Origin of the sequence: Rhizobium sp. F40D2, from assembly GCF_051810745.2 — a bacterium.
Lineage (GTDB): Bacteria > Pseudomonadota > Alphaproteobacteria > Rhizobiales > Rhizobiaceae > Rhizobium.
Window position 1 is genome coordinate 3,591,036 of record NZ_CM131436.1, and the last position, 17,912, is coordinate 3,608,947.

Genomic DNA, 17,912 nt, shown 5'->3' on the forward strand with positions numbered 1-17,912 from the left:
GAGCGTACACACATGATGAACATTGCAGGTCTTGGCCGTTTTGCCGCTGCGACCATCGTTCTTTCAGGGCTTGCCTTCGGCTCCGCCGTCAAGGCGCAGGAGGTCTCCGAGGAGCAGTTGAAGGCCTCTCGCGCGGCGATCGACGCCATCGGCGCCACCGCCCAGTTCGACAACATCCTGCCCGGTCTTGCCGAGCGCCTGAAGGCCGGCCTGATCCAAGATTCGCCGAACTATCAGGACATCATCTCGTCGACAGTCGATGCGCAAGCGCTGGCGCTGGCGCCCCGCCGCGGCGATCTGGAGAAGGAGGCGGCGCTCACCTATGCCAAGACCTTCACCGCCGATGAACTGAAGGCGATCGCCGACTTCTATAATTCCGACGTCGGCAAGAAGCTGCTGCGCGACGGCCCGGTCGCCTCGCGCGAGACGGCGAAGGCTGCCGACATCTGGGCGCAGGGCATTTCCCGCGACCTGGAAAAGCAGAGCAATGCCGAACTCTCCAAGGTCATCAAGGCGCCACCGCCGGCAACCGACAGCCCGGTGGCTCCGGCACCCGCTCCCGCGCCGGCCGCCCAGAAGTAAGGACCGCCTCCGCAGATTTGCAAAAGCCCGGCATCGTCCGGGCTTTTTTGCTATGATCGATGCCGCAATACCGATGAGGCTTTGGCGAGGCAACATGTCTGCTCATTACGAGGCTGTGCGAGTGCGGGTATCAGGCAGGGTGCAAGGGGTCGGGTTTCGCATATGGACGCGCGAAGAGGCGTTGCGGCTCGGGCTCACAGGTTGGGTTCGCAATGAAGTGGACGGATCGGTCGCCGCTTTGATCGCAGGATCCGATATCGCCATCTCGACAATGATCGAGCGTTTCAGCCGCGGACCTGCGGGAGCAACGGTTTCCGGCGTCGAGACGGAAGCGACCCAGCTTGCGGAAATGCCGACGGATTTCCGCATCACCGCTTGAATGCGGCAAACCGCCAGGAGATGGCGCTCTCTGATCGCCGGACCCTCAGCCCCAATCTTTCGAGCTCTTGGCCAATTGCCATACGCCCGTTTCATCCGGCTCGACGCGCTTGTTGCCGCGGTAGAAGATCGGCAGTCCTGATTTCTTGTCCATTGCGAAGCGGCTCGGCGCGTATTTTTCGTTCTCATGGCCCTGGATGGCGAGGCCGAGCGCCTCCTTGAATTTGCCAGCCTTGCACAGGTTGGCGAAGAGAGTTTGATCCATTTTTTGCTCCGGCTTCTTTTTTACTGCGTGGATTTGCCTGCCAGCCTCAGGCGACCGGGTCAACCGTTTGCCGGGAAGATTCGGCGAGGGCAACGGGATGATGCAGGAGTGGGTTTTTGTTTTCGGGGCGATCGCCCCTAGAGCCTTTCCTGGTTGGATTGAAGCATTCTGTTGGCTCAAACGGAGTCGGACGGTCGACCGGCCGGCGCGCGTCGTAGCAAAGCTCTACGGCCAAGCCGGCCGGTCGATCAGACGGCCCGTTTCAGCCAACCCGAAGGGCCGGGCATCTTTCCGCCAGGATCAGAGGCGATCGGCTCGGACGTACCAAGGGGTATGCCCGTCGCCAATCGCCTTTGCCCTGACGAAAACCTGCTCCGGCAGAATGCTTCAATCTAACCAGGAAAGGCTCTATATCAGGAACATCCTTCCTGCGATTCCCTTCCGGAGCTCCTCATGTCTTCCTACGACTACGACCTTTTCGTCATTGGCGGCGGTTCCGGAGGCGTGCGTGGCGCGCGTGTCGCCGCCTCGCTCGGCAAAAGAGTGGCGATCGCCGAAGAATACCGCTACGGCGGCACATGCGTCATCCGCGGCTGCGTGCCGAAGAAGCTCTTCGTCTATGCTTCGCAGTTCCATGAGCATTTCGAGGATGCGGCCGGCTTCGGCTGGACGGTCGGCGAAAGCAGCTTCGACTGGAAGAAGCTGGTGGCGGCCAAGGATGCCGAGATCGCCCGGCTGGAAGGCCTCTACAAGAAGGGCCTCGCCGGCGCCAATGCCGAGATCCTGGAAACGCGCGCCGAGCTCGTCGATGCCCATACGGTGCGCCTAACGAAAACCGGGCAGACGGTGACGGCGAAGACGATCGTGATCGCGACCGGCGGCCGGCCGAACCCGCATGTCGCGCTCCCCGGTCACGAGCTTTGCATCTCCTCCAATGAGGCTTTTCATCTCGAGGAGCTGCCGAAATCGATCGTCATCGCCGGCGGCGGTTACATCGCCGTCGAATTCGCCAACATCTTCCACGGTCTGGGCGTCGAGACGACGCTGATCTATCGCGGCGCAGAGATACTGTCGCGCTTCGACGAAGATCTGCGGCGCGGGCTGCACGAGGCGATGGTCGCCAAGGGCATCCGCATTCTCTGCCATGATACGCTGCAGAAGGTTTCGAAGGGCGAGGGCGGGCTCGTTCTGGAGACGCTGAACAGCGGCACGCTGCAGGCCGACGTCGTCATGCTGGCGCTCGGGCGGGATCCGAACACTGAAGGCCTCGGCCTTGAGGCGGCCGGCGTTGCGATCGACGAGCGCGGCGCGATTATCGTCGACGACTATTCCCGCACCAATGTCGAAAACATCTACGCGCTCGGCGATGTCACCAATCGGGTACAGCTGACGCCGGTGGCGATCCACGAGGCGATGTGCTTCATCGAAACCGAGTACAAGAACAATCCGACCCGGCCGGACTACGAGCTGATCCCGACGGCCGTCTTCTCGCAACCGGAGATCGGCACCGTCGGTCTTTCGGAAGAAGAGGCGGGCAAGCGTTACGGTGAGCTCGAGGTGTATCGGGCTCAGTTCCGGCCGCTGAAGGCGACGCTTTCCGGCCGGGCCGAGCGGATGATCATGAAGCTGATCGTCGATGCGGCAAGCCGCAAGGTAGTGGGCGCCCATATCCTTGGCCACGATGCCGGCGAGATGGCGCAGCTGCTCGGCGTCACGCTGAAAGCCGGCTGCACCAAGGACGATTTCGACCAGACCATGGCGCTGCACCCGACGGCGGCCGAAGAGCTCGTCACCATGTATGCGCCGAGCTATAGGGTCCGTGACGGGCAGCGCGTCTGAGTCATCCGTGTGCGCTAAAAGCGCGTCGCATCAAACTTGATTCATGCGACGCGCTTTAGCTCTTTGTTTTGATGTATGTCGGTATCCCGGAACCGCTGTACACTTCCGGGCGACATGCATTAGCTGGTAATGCGCGGCGCGCGGATGGCCTTGAGGAAGAGGGCCTTCATCGCATCGGCGATACCTTCGGTCGGCGTCACCTCGAAATAGAGGCCGGGCGAGGCGCATTCCTGCATCTTCGTCGGGATCTGGCTCTGGAAGGGGCTGATCCACGTATTGTACCAGCTGTTCTTCGGCAGAGGCAGGTACGTGGTGTAGAGCACCGCAATCCTGATGCCCTTGTCCTTCAGCGGTTTGCAGAAGGAAGTGTCGATCGGCTCCTGGCAGCGGTTGCCGGTCAGTTTCTTGGTGCAGCCCTTCGGCTTTTCGCTGTCGCCGACGCCGTCCGAGACGAAGAACAGGATCTTTTGCGGCGTCGTGGCGGTGCTGCCGTCGCCGGGGGTGGTGATAATGTCTTTCATCTGCGTCAGCGCGTTGTCGAAGCTCGTCTGCTGGTCGTTATTGTAGCCCTGCTTCGGGATAGTCATCAGATCGACCGCGTCAGTGTAGGTGCCTACCTTGTCGAGGTCGTCCGTTGGGTCCGATATGGTGGTCAGATTGGCGTCTTCGGCTTTGGTGCCGAAGGTATAGACGCCCATGCGGAACTGATTGGTGGAAACGCGCGTGGACTTTGCGGTCAGCGTCAGCTCCTTGGTTGCCTGGCGCACGACGTCAATGCGCATGCTGACACCGAGCTTCTTGGCAAGGTTGTAGTAGTTGTTTTTGTTTTCCGTTTCGTGACAGGCGAAAGCACAGCTATCGCTGGTGTTCTTTTCCATCGTCGCGACGTCTTTCGCGGTGGCGCCGACGCCCATCGATGGCGTGTTGTCGAGCAGGATGTAGAAATCCATGAACGACGCGGTCAGATATTCGGCCGTTGCCGTGCCGGAGATGGTGATCGAATCCTTGCCGAGAACGCGCATGAAGGTGGTCGGCACGACCGCGGTGAACGAAACCTGCGAATTCAGCTTGTTGGCGGTCTTGGTAACGTCGATGCCGAGATCGACATTAACATCCGCCAGTTCTCCCGATACTTGCGACAGGAAGATGCTGCGGGCGTCGGTCTTGCCGAGCGAGATCGTTCCGTTGCCGCTCATTGTCATGGCTGCGGCGACCGCGCCGGATTTTTCGGCGATCGAGCCGACGGCGGCAGCATCGGCGGCGGCAAAGAGCTGTGTGCGCAGGCTCATAGCGTGAGCGAAATCCACCGCCATGCCCGCCATACCGAGCAGCGGCACCATCAGCAATGCGGTCATGATGCCGAAATTGCCTGAACGATCCGATATGAATCCCGGCGGAAGGATCGCCATGATGTGTCCCCGATGTTGAAACTCTTTCCGGTTCTACATTCAAAGTCTAAAATATAGGGAAACCGACGTGGTATATGCCTGTTTAACGATGGAAACGGGGATTTTTGCCACCTATATGCGAGCTTCGGCCGATGGCGACGGCACGGCGTGGAGCTTCGGGCGATTGGCCTTTGCAAGCCTGATCTAAAGGTCTATAAGCCGCCGCAATCAAGGATAGGTGCATCCCAGGGACGGATGTGAATGAGGTGAGTGAGATGGCAGAGAATTGGACCCCGAGCAGCTGGCGGCAAAAGCCCATCCTGCAGGTTCCCGAATATCCGGATGCGGCCGCACTGGCAGCAACGGAGGCTCAGCTCGCCAGCTATCCGCCGCTCGTTTTCGCCGGCGAGGCGCGCCGCCTGAAGAAGCATCTCGCCAATGTCGCAGACGGCAACGGCTTCCTGCTGCAGGGCGGCGATTGCGCCGAAAGCTTTGCCGAGCACGGCGCCGACAATATTCGCGACTTCTTCCGCGCCTTCCTGCAGATGGCCGTCGTGCTGACCTTCGGCGCGCAGCTTCCGGTCGTCAAGGTCGGCCGCATCGCCGGCCAGTTTGCCAAGCCGCGTTCGTCGAATGTCGAGAAGCAGGGCGACGTGACGCTGCCGGCCTATCGCGGCGATATCATCAACGGCATCGAGTTCACCGAAGAGTCGCGCATTCCGAACCCGGAGCGTCAGGCCATGGCTTACCGCCAGTCGGCCGCAACGCTTAACCTTTTGCGCGCCTTCGCGATGGGCGGTTACGCCAATCTCGAAAACGTTCATCAGTGGATGCTCGGCTTCGTCAAGGACAGCCCGCAGGGCGAGCGTTACCGCAAGCTTGCCGACCGCATCAGCGAAACCATGGATTTCATGACGGCGATCGGCATCACCTCGGAAAACCACCCGAGCCTGCGTGAGACCGATTTCTTCACCAGCCATGAGGCGCTGCTGCTCGGCTACGAGGAGGCGCTGACCCGCGTCGATTCCACTTCCGGCGACTGGTATGCCACATCAGGCCATATGATCTGGATCGGCGACCGCACGCGCCAGGCCGATCATGCGCATATCGAATATTGCCGCGGCATCAAGAACCCGATCGGCCTGAAATGCGGCCCGTCGCTGCAGGCGGATGATCTGCTGCAGCTGATCGACATCCTGAATCCGGCGAACGAAGCCGGGCGCCTGACGCTGATTTGCCGCTTCGGCCATGAGAAGGTCGCCGAAAACCTGCCGCGTCTCATTCGCGCCGTCGAGCGCGAGGGTCGCAAGGTCGTCTGGTCCTGTGACCCGATGCACGGCAACACGATCACGCTCAACAACTACAAGACCCGGCCTTTCGAGCGGATCCTGTCGGAAGTCGAAAGCTTCTTCCAGATCCATCGCGCCGAAGGCACACATCCCGGCGGCATCCATGTCGAAATGACCGGCAAGGACGTGACGGAATGCACCGGTGGCGCCCGCGCCGTCACCGCCGACGATCTGCAGGACCGCTACCACACTCATTGCGATCCGCGCCTCAATTCCGACCAGGCACTCGAGCTTGCCTTCCTGCTCGCTGAGCGCATGAAGGGCGGCCGCGATGAAAAGCGCATGGTCGCCAACGGCTGAGACCAGCCCGATACGGATGAAGAAAAACCCGGCGCGATGCCGGGTTTTTTATTGCCGTCAAATGCTCGCTTGGACGCTGTGGAGATTGGCATAGACGCCATCTTGCGCCATGAGCTGGTTATGGGTGCCCTGTTCGACGATGCCGTCTGCCGTCAGAACCAGGATGCGGTTCGCATGGCGGACGGTCGACAGGCGATGGGCGATGACCAGGGTGGTTCTGCCGTTCGCCAGGCTCAGCAGCGCCTGCTGCACCGCCCGTTCGCTTTCATTGTCGAGCGCGCTGGTCGCCTCGTCGAAGATCAGAATCTCCGGATCCTTGAGGAAGGCGCGGGCGATGGTCAGGCGCTGGCGCTGACCGCCGGAGAGCTTGACGCCACGCTGGCCGATATCGGTGTCATAGCCCTCGGGCAGGGCCATGATGAAGTCGTGCGCATTGGCGGCGCGGGCGGCCGCTTCCAGCTCCGCATTGCCGGCATCGGGCCTGCCGTAGCGCAGGTTCTCCGCCACGGTGCCGGCAAAGAGATAGACATCCTGCTGCACAACCCCGACATGGCGCCGCAGCGAGGCCAGCGTCACGTCGCGGATATCAGTGCCGTCAATGCGGATCGCCCCGGCCTCGACATCGTAGAAGCGTGGGATGAGCGCACAAAGCGTGCTCTTGCCGACGCCTGAAGGACCGACGAGGGCAACGAACTCGCCGGGCGCGATGGTGAGGGAAAGCCGCTCCAGCACGCGCGGGCCATCGACCTCGTAACCGAAGGCGACGTTGGAGAAACTGATCTCTCCCCTTGGCGCCGGCATCGGCCGGGCGGCAGGCCGATCGGTGATATCAGGGTCGATCTCCAGGATTTCCATCGCCCGGATGAAACCGGTGTAGCCTTCCTGCCAGAGACGCACGAAGTTGGCGAGCCGCTGGACGGGATCGACCAGGACGGCAACGCAGAGCAGGAAGGTCAGCATATCGGGGACGGTCAGGTCCGCCGTCAGGATACGCAGGCCTCCGACGACGATCACGAGTATGGTGACGAGCTGGGCGAAGGTTTCGGTACCGACCGAAAACCACGCCTCGCTGCGGTAGCCGTCGGCGCGGCTTTGCAGGAAGCGGCGGTTCTGCTCGGCGAAGCGTTCCCTTTCCAGCGCCTCGTTGGCGAAGGACTGAACGACGCGGATGCCGGCGAGTGCATCCTCCACGCGCTCGTTGACGGCGGCGATCTGATGCTTGCTGGCTTCCAGTGCACGGTTCATGCGTCGGTTGAAATACAGCGCATAGATCACCGCGACAGGGGTCAGCATCAGGATGAGGCCGGCCAGCGGCGGATCGATGAAGAACAACACCAGCATGGCGCCGCCGTATTTCAGCACGGCGATGGAAAGGTCCTCGGGCCCGTGATGGAAGAGCTCGCCCAGCCAGAGGGAGTCATTGGTGATACGGCTCATCAGCTGGCCGGTGCGCTGGCGATCGTAGAAGCTGAAGGAGAGCTTCTGGCAGTGTTCGAAGAGTTCCTGCCGCACCGTCGCTTCGATACGGGCACCCATGACGTGGCCGCGATAATCGACGAAGAAGATGGCGGCGATCTGGACTGCCAGGACGGCCAGCATGACACCGCCCATCCCGAGGATCTGGGCGAAGGCCTCCGGAGCGTTATGCAGAGCCAGAAGACGGCTGGTGACGATATTGGCGCAGAGCGGCAAGGCGAGCGCCGTACCGGCGACGAGGATGGCGCACAGCAGATCCGCCAGCAGCAAAGGCAGATGGGGGCGATAATAGGATAGAAATTTCATCATGCGCGACCAACGTCGGCCGTGGTCGACGGTGGAATCGTCCAGGAAGAATTTCAGGAAGGCGTTATGGCGTCGCGAGCTTTTCCTCGCGCGGGAGAACCGAATATTCATGAGGCAGAATGTCCCTGTGGGCGATGTTTCCTTTCTGTTTAGACAGGGTCGCTCTCATGTCAGTCTCCCAGAGGTTGAATGAAATTGGAGCTGCAGTATCGCCGACTACAGCGAGTAATTCAATGCCGGGATGGGACGGGATGGGCGGTGTTGTCGACAAGCAACAGCGGCGACGCAGCAGCCGAGCGGCGGCCAGGCCTGCAACCTTCAAGATTTCTGATGATTTTGTTGAGCGGAATGGATTTGACGGCAAGCGCGATCGGCGGCAATTTTCACTCATAAAAGGGGAGAGCGTTCATGACCGAACGGCATACAGGCGGCTGTCTTTGCGGCGCCGTGCGATTTTCAATTGGGGCGAAGCCCGGACCCGTCGTCGGCTGCCATTGTTCGCAATGCCGCCGGCAGACCGGGTACTTTTATGCCGCGGTCAATGTGCCGCGCATGGCCCTGTCGGTCGAAGACGCCGACGCGGTCCGCTGGTATAGGTCAAGTGCGGAAGCCCAGCGCGGCTTCTGCTCGAATTGCGGCTCCGCGCTGTTCTGGCAGGGCGACCAATCGCCGAAGGTTTCCGTCTTGGCCGGTGCCTTCGACGAACCAAGCGGTCTTGCCTTCAGCCACCATATCTACTGCGCCGACAAGGGCGATTTTTACGAGATATCGGATGGGCTGCCGCAATATGACAGGTTTCCTGTCTAAATCCCTCGCGCTTTAGGTCTTTGTTTTTACGCACGTCGTTGCGGCAAAAGCGCTTCGCGCTTCGACTGGGAAAAACCGCTGCGCAGTTTTGCGCGACATGCTTTAGCTCCTGGTGGCAAGATCGGCGCTGAGGCGGGCGACGTCCTCGCGCAGCGCCGTCAGCTCAGTCAGCACCCGCATGTCGATCTTCTGGTGCAGGGAGAGGACCTCGAGTTCGGCCTTCAGATTGACTTCATAATCTTTGGCGGCCTCGAAGCGGTCGCGTTCGGCCTGGCGATTCTGCGACATCATGATGATCGGCGCCTGGATGGCGGCGAGCATCGACAGGATCAGGTTGAGGAAAACAAAGGGGTAGGGGTCGAAAGCACCGGTCGCGAGAATGATGGTGTTGATCAGCGTCCAGACGACGAGGAAGGCCAGAAAGGCGAGGATGAAAGACCAGGAGCCGCCAACGCGGGCGATTCCATCGGCGACACGCTCGCCGAACGAAGCCTCGGCGGAAAGAGCGGCGTTGACGTCGGTCGAAATGACCTTGCGCTCGTGCGCCCTCGCCAGCACGCGTTTTTCGATGTCGCCGAGCTCGTCGGCCGGCTTGTCGAAATGATGGTGCATGAAATTCGAAAGATTAGACATGGCCTGTTTCCGGTGCCCCCTATCGATGCAGTCGCTTTTGGGGGCAGTATTCCGCTCCTCCGGGAAATTGCAATGCGTGTCTGTGCCGCGAGGCCGCGGCGCGTCCGTGCACAAAAATTTCGTCATCGCAAGGTGCGGCTTTCGCCGCGGACATGTTGCCGTTGCGGAAGCTGCAAGCTAAATAAATGACATGACACAGGAAAACGCTCTCTCTGATATCTTCCGCATTGCCATCGGCCAGCTTAACCCGACGGTCGGCGATGTCGCCGGCAATCTCGTCAAGGCACGCGAAGCGCGTGCCGATGCGGCTCGCGAAGGCGCGCATCTGCTCGTTCTGACCGAGCTCTTCATTTCCGGCTACCCGCCTGAAGATCTGGTGCTGAAGCCGGCTTTCATCCGCGCCTGCTGGAAAGCGGTCGAGAGTCTTGCCGCCGACACCGCCGATGGCGGGCCGGGTGTTCTCATCGGTCTTCCCCGGCAGGACCAGACCGGACGCTACAATTCCGTCGCCGTGCTCGACGGCGGCAAGGTGCTCGCGGTGCGCGACAAGATCGATCTGCCGAACTACGGCGAATTCGACGAGAAGCGCGTCTTCAACCAGGGGGCCATGCCGGGGCCGGTGAACTTCCGCGGCGTACGCATTGGCATTCCGATCTGCGAGGACATCTGGGGCGAACTCGGCGTCTGCGAGACGCTGGCCGAAAGCGGGGCGGAAATCCTGCTGTCGCCGAACGGTTCGCCCTATTATCGCGGCAAGGTCGATATCCGCCATCAGGTGGTGCTGAGGCAGGTAATCGAGACCGGTCTGCCGCTGGTCTATGCCGCACAGCTCGGCGGCCAGGACGAACTCGTGTTCGACGGCGCGAGTTTCGCCTTCAACGCCGACAAGTCGCTCGCCTTCCAGATGAGCCAGTTCGAGACCGCGCTTACGGTGACCACATGGAAACGCGGCGAAGCCGGCTGGCACTGCGCCGAAGGGCTGATGGCGCATATTCCTGAAGGCGAGGAGGCCGACTACCGTGCCTGCCTGCTCGGCTTTCGTGACTATGTCAACAAGAACGGCTTCAAGACGGTGGTACTTGGCCTGTCCGGCGGCATCGACTCGGCAATCTGCACGGCAATCGCCGTCGATGCGCTGGGCGAGGAGCGGGTGCGCACGGTCATGCTGCCCTACCGCTACACATCGGAGGATTCGCTGAAGGACGCGGCCGATTGCGCCAAGGCGCTCGGCTGCCGCTACGACATCGTGCCGATCGAGCAACCGGTGACGGGCTTCAGCAGTGCGCTCTCCGATCTCTTCGCCGGCACGGAGAGCGGCATCACCGACGAAAACCTGCAGAGCCGGGCGCGCGGCGTCATCCTGATGGCGATCTCCAACAAATTCGGCGCGATGGTGGTGACGACTGGTAATAAGTCGGAAATGTCGGTCGGCTACGCCACGCTTTACGGTGACATGAACGGCGGCTTCAATCCGATCAAGGACCTCTACAAGATGCAGGTCTATGCTCTGGCACGCTGGCGCAACGAAAATGTACCGCCGAGTGCGCTGGGACCGTCGGGCGAGGTGATCCCGAAAAATATCATCGACAAAGCGCCGTCGGCGGAACTGCGTCCCGACCAGAAAGATCAGGATTCGCTGCCGCCCTATCCCGTCCTCGACGATATTCTCGAATGCCTCGTGGAGAAGGAGATGGCGGTCGAAGAAATCGTCGCGCGCGGCCATGACGTGGTGACCGTCCATCGCATCGAGCACCTGCTCTATCTCGCCGAATACAAGCGCCGGCAGTCGGCGCCGGGCGTGAAGATCACCAAGAAGAATTTCGGCCGCGACCGGCGCTATCCCATCACCAACCGGTTCCGGGATCGCTGACGCGACTGAGATTCAAGGGAGGAAACATGCGCAGCTCGGTCGAGATCTACAATGTCAGGGCGGGCAGAGCTCGCGAGGTTTGGCAGACGGATAAGCTGGTCGAGGCGCCGAACTTCTCGCCCGACGGTTCCTATCTGCTCTTGAACGGCGACGGGCTGCTCTGGCGGCTGCCGCTCGATGGCGGCGAAGTCGTCAAGGTCGATACCGGCTTTGCCGTCAACTGCAACAATGATCACGGCATTTCACCCGATGGCACCGAGATCGTCATCTCTGATAAGACCGAATTCGGCAAGTCGACGATCTATGTCCTGCCGATCGAGGGCGGCACGCCGCGGCTGGTCACCGAGAACCAGCCGTCCTACTGGCACGGCTGGTCGCCCGACGGCCGCCAGCTTGCCTATTGCGGCATCCGCGACGATCTCTTCGACATCTATACGATCTCCGTCGACGGCGGCGCCGAGACGCGGCTGACGCATGGCGAGGGCCGCAACGACGGGCCGGACTATTCGGCCGACGGACAATGGATCTATTTCAATTCCAGCCGCACCGGGCTGATGCAGATCTGGCGCATCCACCCCGATGGCAGCGGGCTGGAGCAGGTGACGTCGGACAATCAGGGCAATTGGTTCGCCCACCCATCGCCCAAGAATGACAAGGTGCTGATCCTATCCTACGACCCCTCGGTTTTCGACCACCCGCGCGACCTCGACGTGCGGCTGCGGCTGATGGACATGGATGGCGGCAATCTGAGGACGCTGTTCGAGCTGTTCGGCGGGCAGGGCACGATCAACGTGCCCTGCTGGTCACCAAATGGTGACGAGTTTGCCTACGTGCGCTATTTCCCGGCGAGATCTTGAGAGCGGCGCATCGCCATTTTTTATGGGGTGGTGGCCGCCTTAAGCCTGACGCAACCCTTCCGGAATAAGCATTGGCCGCGCCCTGGAGAGACGCGAAGATGCCTTCAACATTAGCCACCCGGCCGCCAGATAATGATGGGGCGGTGAGGACAGTATGTTCTCTATAGGGCTTCGCCATCTGATATGGTAATGGGCCTAGATAGGTCCCGCCAATGAGGTTAAAGGAAGTCAATCGATCGTGCGCGCCGTGTTGTTCGGGACATTAGCCATCATAACCTGCTGTCCTATTTTTTTCTTTGCCGCGTTTCCGGTGGAGTATCTGCGGTTGTTCGGAAAATACCAAGAGTCTCAGGCTTTAAATCAGATGGCGGTTCCCATCGCCAAATTCTATATTCAGCACGATATGAGATATGCTTGCGGTAAGGAGACGTACTTCAGGAACTATAATGCCATGAGCTTTTTCGATGACCTGCCGCTTTCGCCGGAAGAGGAGCTTGTGCTCCAGTCACAGGACAAGATTGCGCTCCTGTTTTTAGGTGACGTCGTTTATGACGAGAATGAATATCTCGACTCTATTCGAACTGTGACCGCTTATAATATGGTCGTCGCCTCTAAGTGCCTGCACCGGCGCACGTCGTGAAAAGCCCTCACCGCGATCGAGCCAACATTGATGACGGGGTGGTGGGTGGCGAGATTGTATTAACAATCACCGTCCCAAGTTTTGACCGAGCAGGGAAGCTTAATTTCAATGACACCTGAAGAAAGAGCGATCCTTAAAGCTCTGGCCTCCAAGTGTCTTCAGTATATGGATGATGGACGAAACGGGCTGGTTCACAAGTCCATAAGTGCCGGCGAAGACGCGGTCGAAGTGCTGGCTTCCTTTGGTCTGGTCAAACCGGAGCCAGAGGGCGGATTCTGGACCGATGAGGGCCTGCGTCTTTTGGACGAAGATTGACCTGTGAATGGGCGGCGGGATATCTGCCCGCCGCGCTTGATAGTGCTGCTCAGGCTGCGATGGCTGCCTTGCGCCGCTCGCGGGCAGACTGCGCCAAGTCTTCCAGCGTCGCCACCGACATGTCCCAGTCGATGCAGCCGTCGGTGATGGACTGGCCGTAAACCAGCGGCTTGCCGGGGACGAGATCCTGGCGGCCGGCGATGAGGTTGCTCTCGATCATCATGCCCTTGATGTGATGGTTTCCGGCGGCGATCTGCGCGGCCACGGATTTTACGACGCGCGGCTGGTTCATCGGATCCTTGCTGCTGTTGGCATGGCTGGCATCGATCAGGATGCGCGGGGTGACGCCAAGCTTGATGGCTTCGCCGACCACCGCTTCGACGTCGGCCGCTTCATAGTTCGGCTGTTTGCCGCCGCGCAGGATGATGTGGCAGTCCTCATTGCCCGTGGTCGAAGCGATGGCCGCCTGTCCGTCCTTGGTCACGGCGGGGAAGTGGTGCGGCTGCGAGGCGGCCAGGATCGCATCGTGTGCGACGCGGGCGCTACCATCGGTGCCGTTCTTGAAGCCGATCGGGCAGGAGAGGCCGGAGGCGAGCTGGCGATGGATCTGGCTTTCGGTCGTGCGCGCGCCGATCGCTCCCCAACTGACCAGGTCGGCGATGTATTGCGGCGTGATCGTGTCGAGGAATTCGACCCCGGCGGGAAGCTCCATGGCATTGATGTCGAGCAGCAGGCGCCGAGCGATGCGCAGCCCTTCCTCGATGCGGTAGCTGCCGTCGAGATGCGGATCGTTCATCAGGCCCTTCCAGCCGACGGTGGTGCGGGGTTTTTCGAAATAGACGCGCATGACGATTTCCAGATCGTCGGAGAAACGCCGCCGCTGCTCCTTGAGCCGTGCGGCATATTCCCGGGCGGCAATCGGGTCATGGATGGAGCAGGGGCCGATGACGACAACCAGGCGATCGTCTTCGCCCCGGAGAATCCTATGGATCGCATCACGATTGCTGGTCACGGTTTCGGTAACCACGGCGTCGCGGTGGATTTCCGCAATAATATCGGCGGGTTTGGTCAGGGGTGTGATCTCGAGGATACGGAGATCGTCAATGGTATCAGACACGGTATGCTCCTGTTTGGTCATACCGTGCGGAACAAAAAGCCGCCAGGTAGACTAGCGGCTGTTCGGGTTGTCGTCGCGTCGAATTCAGTTACGCATGGACCCGCATCCGCTGAGAGCAGCGGTACGCATAAAATCGCGAGGCGTAGTTTGAAGTGATCGACATTCGGCCTATGTAACGGCGCGGCAGCATTTTGTCACGCAGAATTTGCGGCTTGAAAATTCCGCCCTACAGGACCCAATCACTCCCCCAGGGCTGAGGAATATATCGCCCAAAAGCGCGCGGCTTCTGGGCGATATGAAGCAGAGCTGAGGTCAGAGAGCGTCGACGTTCACACCGACGGTGATGGCGCCGATCGGTGTTCCCTTGTCGTCGGAAATCGTGACGCTTGCCTGCGATTGCAGCGCCTGGGTCGATTCGTCTTTTTCGATATCGTCGACGAAGACGGCGTCCTTGCCGGCGCCGAAGGATTTCTGGAACTTGCCTTCGTCGCCCTGCCAGTAGTCGGAGGTGGGATCGCTTTGACCGACATTCAGCCCCTTTGCATCCATGACGAACACCTCGGCAATCTTGCCATTGGAGGCAGCCTTCTTTTCCTGAAGGAATTTCGACAGCGCATTGCCGAGCACGCCGTCGATCATCGAATGGTCGGAACCATCGACCTCGGCGCGCCACTTCTTGTCGAGGGCGTCGATATCGGCCTGGCCCAGATTGGCGTTTGCGGCATTCTGCGCCTTGATGGCCTCGATGATGACCGGGTCGTTCAGCCAGGGCTTTATGTCGCTTGCCACGTAGTCGGAGATCGGGGCGAGCTTCGCATCCTGCGCCATGGATACGCCCATGGGCACGGCGACTGCGGTGCAGGCCAAAAGAAATGCGGTCACGACTTTCTTCATAACTGTTCCCTTCCCGATTTTTGGGGTGTTGAGGATTGAAAGCTTATCGAACGAAGTTGGCGTCAGAACTCTTCCCAGGCATCGGGAGAAGCGGCGATAGCGGCGCTGCCCGCATGGCGCTGCGAAAATACTCTCTGTTCCGGGCGAGATTGACGATCTGGTTGAGCTGCTTTGGGCTGGCTGGCGGGAGAGGCTGCGACAGTGAACCTGCCGGCCGAATCCTGCAGAAGGCGTCCCTGTGTGCGCAGTTCCTGGCAGGCAGCGTTGGTCTCTTCGACCATCGCCGCGTTCTGCTGTGTGGCCTGATCCATCTGATTGATGGCGCCGTTGATTTCCTGCAGGCCGGTCGCCTGTTCGCGATAGGACTGGACAATCGAGGCGATGCTGTCGCTTATGCGGTTGATCTGCTCCTCGATCTTCAAGAGTGCATCGCCTGTTTCGTTCACCAGCCCGACGCCGGCTGCCACTTCCTGGCCGGATACCCTGATCAGGTTCTTGATTTCCTTCGCCGCGTTGGCGGACCGCTGGGCGAGTTCCCGCACTTCCTGCGCGACGACCGCAAAACCCTTGCCGGCTTCGCCGGCGCGCGCCGCCTCGACGCCGGCGTTCAGCGCCAGCAAGTTCGTCTGGAACGCGATTTCATCGATGACGCCGATGATGCGGCCGATCTGGCTCGACGAGGTCTGGATCCGGTCCATCGCCCCGATCGCGTCGCGCACCACCGTCGCCGAGACATGAGCGCTACGCTTCGTTTCCTCGACCAGCTTCCCGGCACTCTCGGCCTGCTGCGACGACACTCTGACCGTGGTGGTCACCTCATCCAGTGCCGCGGCGGTCTGTTCCAAGGCTGCCGCCTGCTGTTCGGTCCGCTTGGCGAGCTGATCGGCGGAGGATGCAAGTTCGCTCGACCCGCCCTCAACCGCAACGGAAGCGATCTTGATCTCGGTCAATGCAGCCGCGACCGCTTCGACCATGCGGTTGAAATCCTGCCGCAGTTTGTCGAATTCGGGGCCGAGATCGGCCAGGTGTATCGAGAAGTCGCCGGCGGCGAGCTTTTCCAATTCATTTGCGAGCGCTGTCATGACCAGCCGCTGAGCGTTGCTGGCTTCTTCCGTCAAAGATGCGTTCCGCGCCCGTTCGGCGTCGAATGAGGCGCTCTGCTCGGCCGCGGCCTGCTCTCTTTCGACCTTGGCAATCGCCTCGTTCCGGAAAACTTCCAGGGCGCGTGCGAGGAAACCGATCTCGTCGCCATTTTCCCTATAGGTGACAGGAGAGGCGAGATCGCCTTTCTGCAACGCGCTGATCCGCTCGCTGAGAATTCGGAGGGGGCGGCCGACAAGGCTACGCATGGCGAGAAGGAAGGCGACAACGGCGATTGCGGTGATCAAGAACTGCGTCAGCAGCGAAATCAGCACCTTCTGCTTGACTTCGGCAGCGATTTTTTCGACCGACCAATTGGTGACGACGTAGCCGGTCGCCTTGCCCGATTTATCCAGCGGAAGCGGCGCGATGATCGTCACAACACCGGCAGATATTCCGCTGTCATCGATCGTCGTTTTCTCAGGTTTGGCGCTGAGGCTCTTTGCCAGATCGGCGGGTGCGGGCAAACCGCTGATGCCATCGCGCGTCCACGTATCGACGGCGGCAGGTTCGGCGTTGAAGGCGGCAAACTGCACAAGATCAAGCGAGGGGTCGTCGCGGTAGAGCGAATAGGCCTCGCGAACGGCGTTCGCCTTGCCCCATTTCACACCACCGGCGGCCAGGGACGCAAACTGCTCCGCATCTTTGGACCAGTTCGCCTTGGCGCCATCGATCAACGCCTTGGTTTCGTACATCCAGGTGTAGGTGGCAAAGGCTGAGATGCCGCAAAGGTTGACGGTCACGATAATCGCCGCGAGCTTGGCTGTCAGAGGCATCGTTTTCAAAAACTGGAACATTCCGTGGGGCCTGGAATTGCGGCTCAGTCAGATCTGTTCCGACCGGCGTATCAACACGGGCATCCACGCTGACGGTTGCATCACGAGCGCTCATGCCCATGTCCTGATAGCAACCCAAAACGCGCAGACGCAGTGTGTCTTTGATGTGTGAACAAATCATAAAGTGGAAGGGTAAGCCGGAGAGGACGCGTGTCATTTCGCCGCTGCGCCGGCCGGCAATTTGGGTTGATCAGCTGTTTTCTGCGATCGCCTCTTTGGGCTCGCCTTGGTGGCGCTTGCGGCGGCACGTCGTCAGTTTGGCGCCGGCATCGCGCGGCAGGCGCAGGAAGGTGATGCAGGCCAGCGCCGAAATCATTGAGACACTGAAGAAGGCGGTGTGAAAATCCGAGACTAGCAGCTTGCCGCCGTGGAAGCTGGTCGAAATTTCCAGGATACCACCGGCGATCGGCACGCCCATCGTCATGGAGATACGCTGGGCAATGGCGTTGATCGCGGTCGCCTGGCTGCTGGCAACATGGCCGAAGGCCATGGCGAATGGCTGTGGAATCATCTGTTCCATGAACAGGGCGACCGCAAGGGTCATGGGTGTCTGGCGGGGCGCGGGCAACCGGGCTGCAAAGAGAAAAATTGCGGCGCCACGGGCGTCGGTTGGGATCTGTTCGTTTCTACGGCAGCGATGCGCAGCTGTCCACGCGATCGATGTCACAGGCAGTTGAATGCGGCATGAGGCCGCTTGCCGCAGAGTCAGTTTGCTGAAATAGATGCGCCGTCAGGTGCCCGCTTTTCAAGCGGGAGAATCGGGAATCCGGTGCAAGACCGGAACGTGCCCAACGCTGTAAGGCTGACGTTCGCCGCTTCATCATGCCACTGGCTTTCGCCGGGAAGGCTGCGGCAGACGGATGACGCCGAGTCAGAAGACCGGCCTGGCAAGATAGACCCAACCCGCGCGGACGGCGGGC

Annotated in this window: 16 protein-coding genes, 1 pseudogene and 1 riboswitch; of the genes and pseudogenes, 9 read left to right on the forward strand and 8 right to left on the reverse strand. The window is 60.7% G+C overall.

Going from position 1 to position 17,912, the window contains the following annotated elements; genetic code table 11:
- Positions 1 to 12 precede the first annotated feature (12 nt).
- Both ACS4RS_RS17280 and ACS4RS_RS17285 read left to right on the forward strand, forming a co-directional pair.
- Complete coding sequence (locus ACS4RS_RS17280) at positions 13 to 582, forward strand: DUF2059 domain-containing protein (RefSeq protein ID WP_003579679.1); 570 nt, start codon at positions 13 to 15, stop codon at positions 580 to 582.
- 94 nt (positions 583 to 676) lie between these two features.
- Positions 677 to 961, forward strand: a complete 285-nt coding sequence (locus tag ACS4RS_RS17285) for an acylphosphatase (RefSeq protein WP_439009990.1) — start codon at positions 677 to 679, stop codon at positions 959 to 961.
- A gap of 45 nt (positions 962 to 1,006) precedes the next feature.
- Here ACS4RS_RS17285 and ACS4RS_RS17290 read toward each other — a convergent pair whose 3' ends face one another.
- Positions 1,007 to 1,225: a hypothetical protein gene (locus tag ACS4RS_RS17290; protein WP_012557868.1), complete on the reverse strand. Its 219-nt coding sequence runs from the start codon at positions 1,223 to 1,225 to the stop codon at positions 1,007 to 1,009.
- A 453-nt stretch (positions 1,226 to 1,678) separates the two neighbouring features.
- On the opposite strand from ACS4RS_RS17290, the gene gor reads away from it, so the two are divergent.
- Positions 1,679 to 3,064, forward strand: a complete 1,386-nt coding sequence (gene gor, locus ACS4RS_RS17295; protein ID WP_439009989.1) for a glutathione-disulfide reductase — start codon at positions 1,679 to 1,681, stop codon at positions 3,062 to 3,064.
- A 119-nt stretch (positions 3,065 to 3,183) separates the two neighbouring features.
- On the opposite strand, the gene ACS4RS_RS17300 is transcribed toward gor, so the two are convergent.
- The gene (locus ACS4RS_RS17300) at positions 3,184 to 4,473 is read right to left on the reverse strand and encodes a vWA domain-containing protein (protein WP_054183007.1); all 1,290 of its coding nucleotides are present in this window, start codon (positions 4,471 to 4,473) and stop codon (positions 3,184 to 3,186) included.
- A gap of 254 nt (positions 4,474 to 4,727) precedes the next feature.
- On the opposite strand from ACS4RS_RS17300, the gene ACS4RS_RS17305 reads away from it, so the two are divergent.
- The gene (locus ACS4RS_RS17305) at positions 4,728 to 6,101 is read left to right on the forward strand and encodes a class II 3-deoxy-7-phosphoheptulonate synthase (protein ID WP_439009988.1); all 1,374 of its coding nucleotides are present in this window, start codon (positions 4,728 to 4,730) and stop codon (positions 6,099 to 6,101) included.
- Positions 6,102 to 6,158: 57 nt separating this feature from the next.
- Here the strand turns inward: ACS4RS_RS17305 and ACS4RS_RS17310 are convergent, their stop codons facing one another.
- Positions 6,159 to 7,994, reverse strand: coding sequence for an ABC transporter transmembrane domain-containing protein (locus ACS4RS_RS17310; protein ID WP_439009987.1), 1,836 nt, complete (start codon positions 7,992 to 7,994; stop codon positions 6,159 to 6,161).
- Positions 7,995 to 8,291: 297 nt separating this feature from the next.
- On the opposite strand from ACS4RS_RS17310, the gene ACS4RS_RS17315 reads away from it, so the two are divergent.
- Positions 8,292 to 8,690 carry a GFA family protein gene (locus ACS4RS_RS17315; protein ID WP_449313751.1) on the forward strand — a complete coding sequence of 133 codons (399 nt, stop codon included), beginning with the start codon at positions 8,292 to 8,294 and terminating at the stop codon, positions 8,688 to 8,690.
- 102 nt (positions 8,691 to 8,792) lie between these two features.
- On the opposite strand, the gene ACS4RS_RS17320 is transcribed toward ACS4RS_RS17315, so the two are convergent.
- Entirely contained in the window at positions 8,793 to 9,323 is a 531-nt protein-coding gene (locus ACS4RS_RS17320) for a DUF1003 domain-containing protein (protein ID WP_439009985.1), read from the reverse strand.
- A gap of 190 nt (positions 9,324 to 9,513) precedes the next feature.
- On the opposite strand from ACS4RS_RS17320, the gene ACS4RS_RS17325 reads away from it, so the two are divergent.
- The 4 genes from ACS4RS_RS17325 to ACS4RS_RS17340 all read left to right on the forward strand — a co-directional run bounded on the left by ACS4RS_RS17325 (position 9,514) and on the right by ACS4RS_RS17340 (position 13,005).
- The gene (locus ACS4RS_RS17325; protein WP_439009984.1) at positions 9,514 to 11,193 is read left to right on the forward strand and encodes an NAD+ synthase; all 1,680 of its coding nucleotides are present in this window, start codon (positions 9,514 to 9,516) and stop codon (positions 11,191 to 11,193) included.
- A gap of 26 nt (positions 11,194 to 11,219) precedes the next feature.
- The gene (locus ACS4RS_RS17330) at positions 11,220 to 12,050 is read left to right on the forward strand and encodes a TolB family protein (protein WP_439009983.1); all 831 of its coding nucleotides are present in this window, start codon (positions 11,220 to 11,222) and stop codon (positions 12,048 to 12,050) included.
- 238 nt (positions 12,051 to 12,288) lie between these two features.
- Positions 12,289 to 12,690, forward strand: a complete 402-nt coding sequence (locus tag ACS4RS_RS17335) for a hypothetical protein (RefSeq protein WP_439009982.1) — start codon at positions 12,289 to 12,291, stop codon at positions 12,688 to 12,690.
- A 108-nt stretch (positions 12,691 to 12,798) separates the two neighbouring features.
- Positions 12,799 to 13,005 (forward strand): hypothetical protein, encoded by a 207-nt coding sequence (locus tag ACS4RS_RS17340; RefSeq protein WP_449313752.1) that lies wholly within the window; start codon positions 12,799 to 12,801, stop codon positions 13,003 to 13,005.
- A gap of 49 nt (positions 13,006 to 13,054) precedes the next feature.
- Here ACS4RS_RS17340 and ACS4RS_RS17345 read toward each other — a convergent pair whose 3' ends face one another.
- The 4 genes and pseudogenes from ACS4RS_RS17345 to ACS4RS_RS17360 form a co-directional block, all read right to left on the reverse strand.
- On the reverse strand, positions 13,055 to 14,122 hold the full coding sequence (locus tag ACS4RS_RS17345; protein WP_449313753.1) for a 3-deoxy-7-phosphoheptulonate synthase: 1,068 nt from the start codon (positions 14,120 to 14,122) through the stop codon (positions 13,055 to 13,057).
- Between the two features lie 312 nt (positions 14,123 to 14,434).
- The gene (locus tag ACS4RS_RS17350; protein WP_439009979.1) at positions 14,435 to 15,016 is read right to left on the reverse strand and encodes a hypothetical protein; all 582 of its coding nucleotides are present in this window, start codon (positions 15,014 to 15,016) and stop codon (positions 14,435 to 14,437) included.
- Between the two features lie 62 nt (positions 15,017 to 15,078).
- Entirely contained in the window at positions 15,079 to 16,953 is a 1,875-nt protein-coding gene (locus ACS4RS_RS17355; protein ID WP_439009978.1) for a methyl-accepting chemotaxis protein, read from the reverse strand.
- 229 nt (positions 16,954 to 17,182) lie between these two features.
- Positions 17,183 to 17,587: pseudogene (locus tag ACS4RS_RS17360) on the reverse strand (MFS transporter); the annotation flags it as partial.
- Between the two features lie 120 nt (positions 17,588 to 17,707).
- Positions 17,708 to 17,894, forward strand: a riboswitch (cobalamin riboswitch).
- Positions 17,895 to 17,912: the final 18 nt, after the last annotated feature.

Coding starts and splice junctions, on each gene's coding strand:
- ACS4RS_RS17330 (WP_439009983.1), top strand. CDS start 11,220: ATGCGCAGCTCGGTCGAGATCTACAATGTCAGGGCGGGCAGAGCTCGC.
- ACS4RS_RS17325 (WP_439009984.1), top strand. CDS start 9,514: ATGACACAGGAAAACGCTCTCTCTGATATCTTCCGCATTGCCATCGGC.
- ACS4RS_RS17290 (WP_012557868.1), bottom strand. CDS start 1,225: ATGGATCAAACTCTCTTCGCCAACCTGTGCAAGGCTGGCAAATTCAAG.
- ACS4RS_RS17285 (WP_439009990.1), top strand. CDS start 677: ATGTCTGCTCATTACGAGGCTGTGCGAGTGCGGGTATCAGGCAGGGTG.
- ACS4RS_RS17350 (WP_439009979.1), bottom strand. CDS start 15,016: ATGAAGAAAGTCGTGACCGCATTTCTTTTGGCCTGCACCGCAGTCGCC.
- ACS4RS_RS17300 (WP_054183007.1), bottom strand. CDS start 4,473: ATGGCGATCCTTCCGCCGGGATTCATATCGGATCGTTCAGGCAATTTC.
- ACS4RS_RS17320 (WP_439009985.1), bottom strand. CDS start 9,323: ATGTCTAATCTTTCGAATTTCATGCACCATCATTTCGACAAGCCGGCC.
- ACS4RS_RS17315 (WP_449313751.1), top strand. CDS start 8,292: ATGACCGAACGGCATACAGGCGGCTGTCTTTGCGGCGCCGTGCGATTT.
- ACS4RS_RS17305 (WP_439009988.1), top strand. CDS start 4,728: ATGGCAGAGAATTGGACCCCGAGCAGCTGGCGGCAAAAGCCCATCCTG.
- ACS4RS_RS17355 (WP_439009978.1), bottom strand. CDS start 16,953: ATGTTCCAGTTTTTGAAAACGATGCCTCTGACAGCCAAGCTCGCGGCG.
- ACS4RS_RS17310 (WP_439009987.1), bottom strand. CDS start 7,994: ATGAATATTCGGTTCTCCCGCGCGAGGAAAAGCTCGCGACGCCATAAC.
- ACS4RS_RS17340 (WP_449313752.1), top strand. CDS start 12,799: ATGACACCTGAAGAAAGAGCGATCCTTAAAGCTCTGGCCTCCAAGTGT.
- ACS4RS_RS17280 (WP_003579679.1), top strand. CDS start 13: ATGATGAACATTGCAGGTCTTGGCCGTTTTGCCGCTGCGACCATCGTT.
- gor (WP_439009989.1), top strand. CDS start 1,679: ATGTCTTCCTACGACTACGACCTTTTCGTCATTGGCGGCGGTTCCGGA.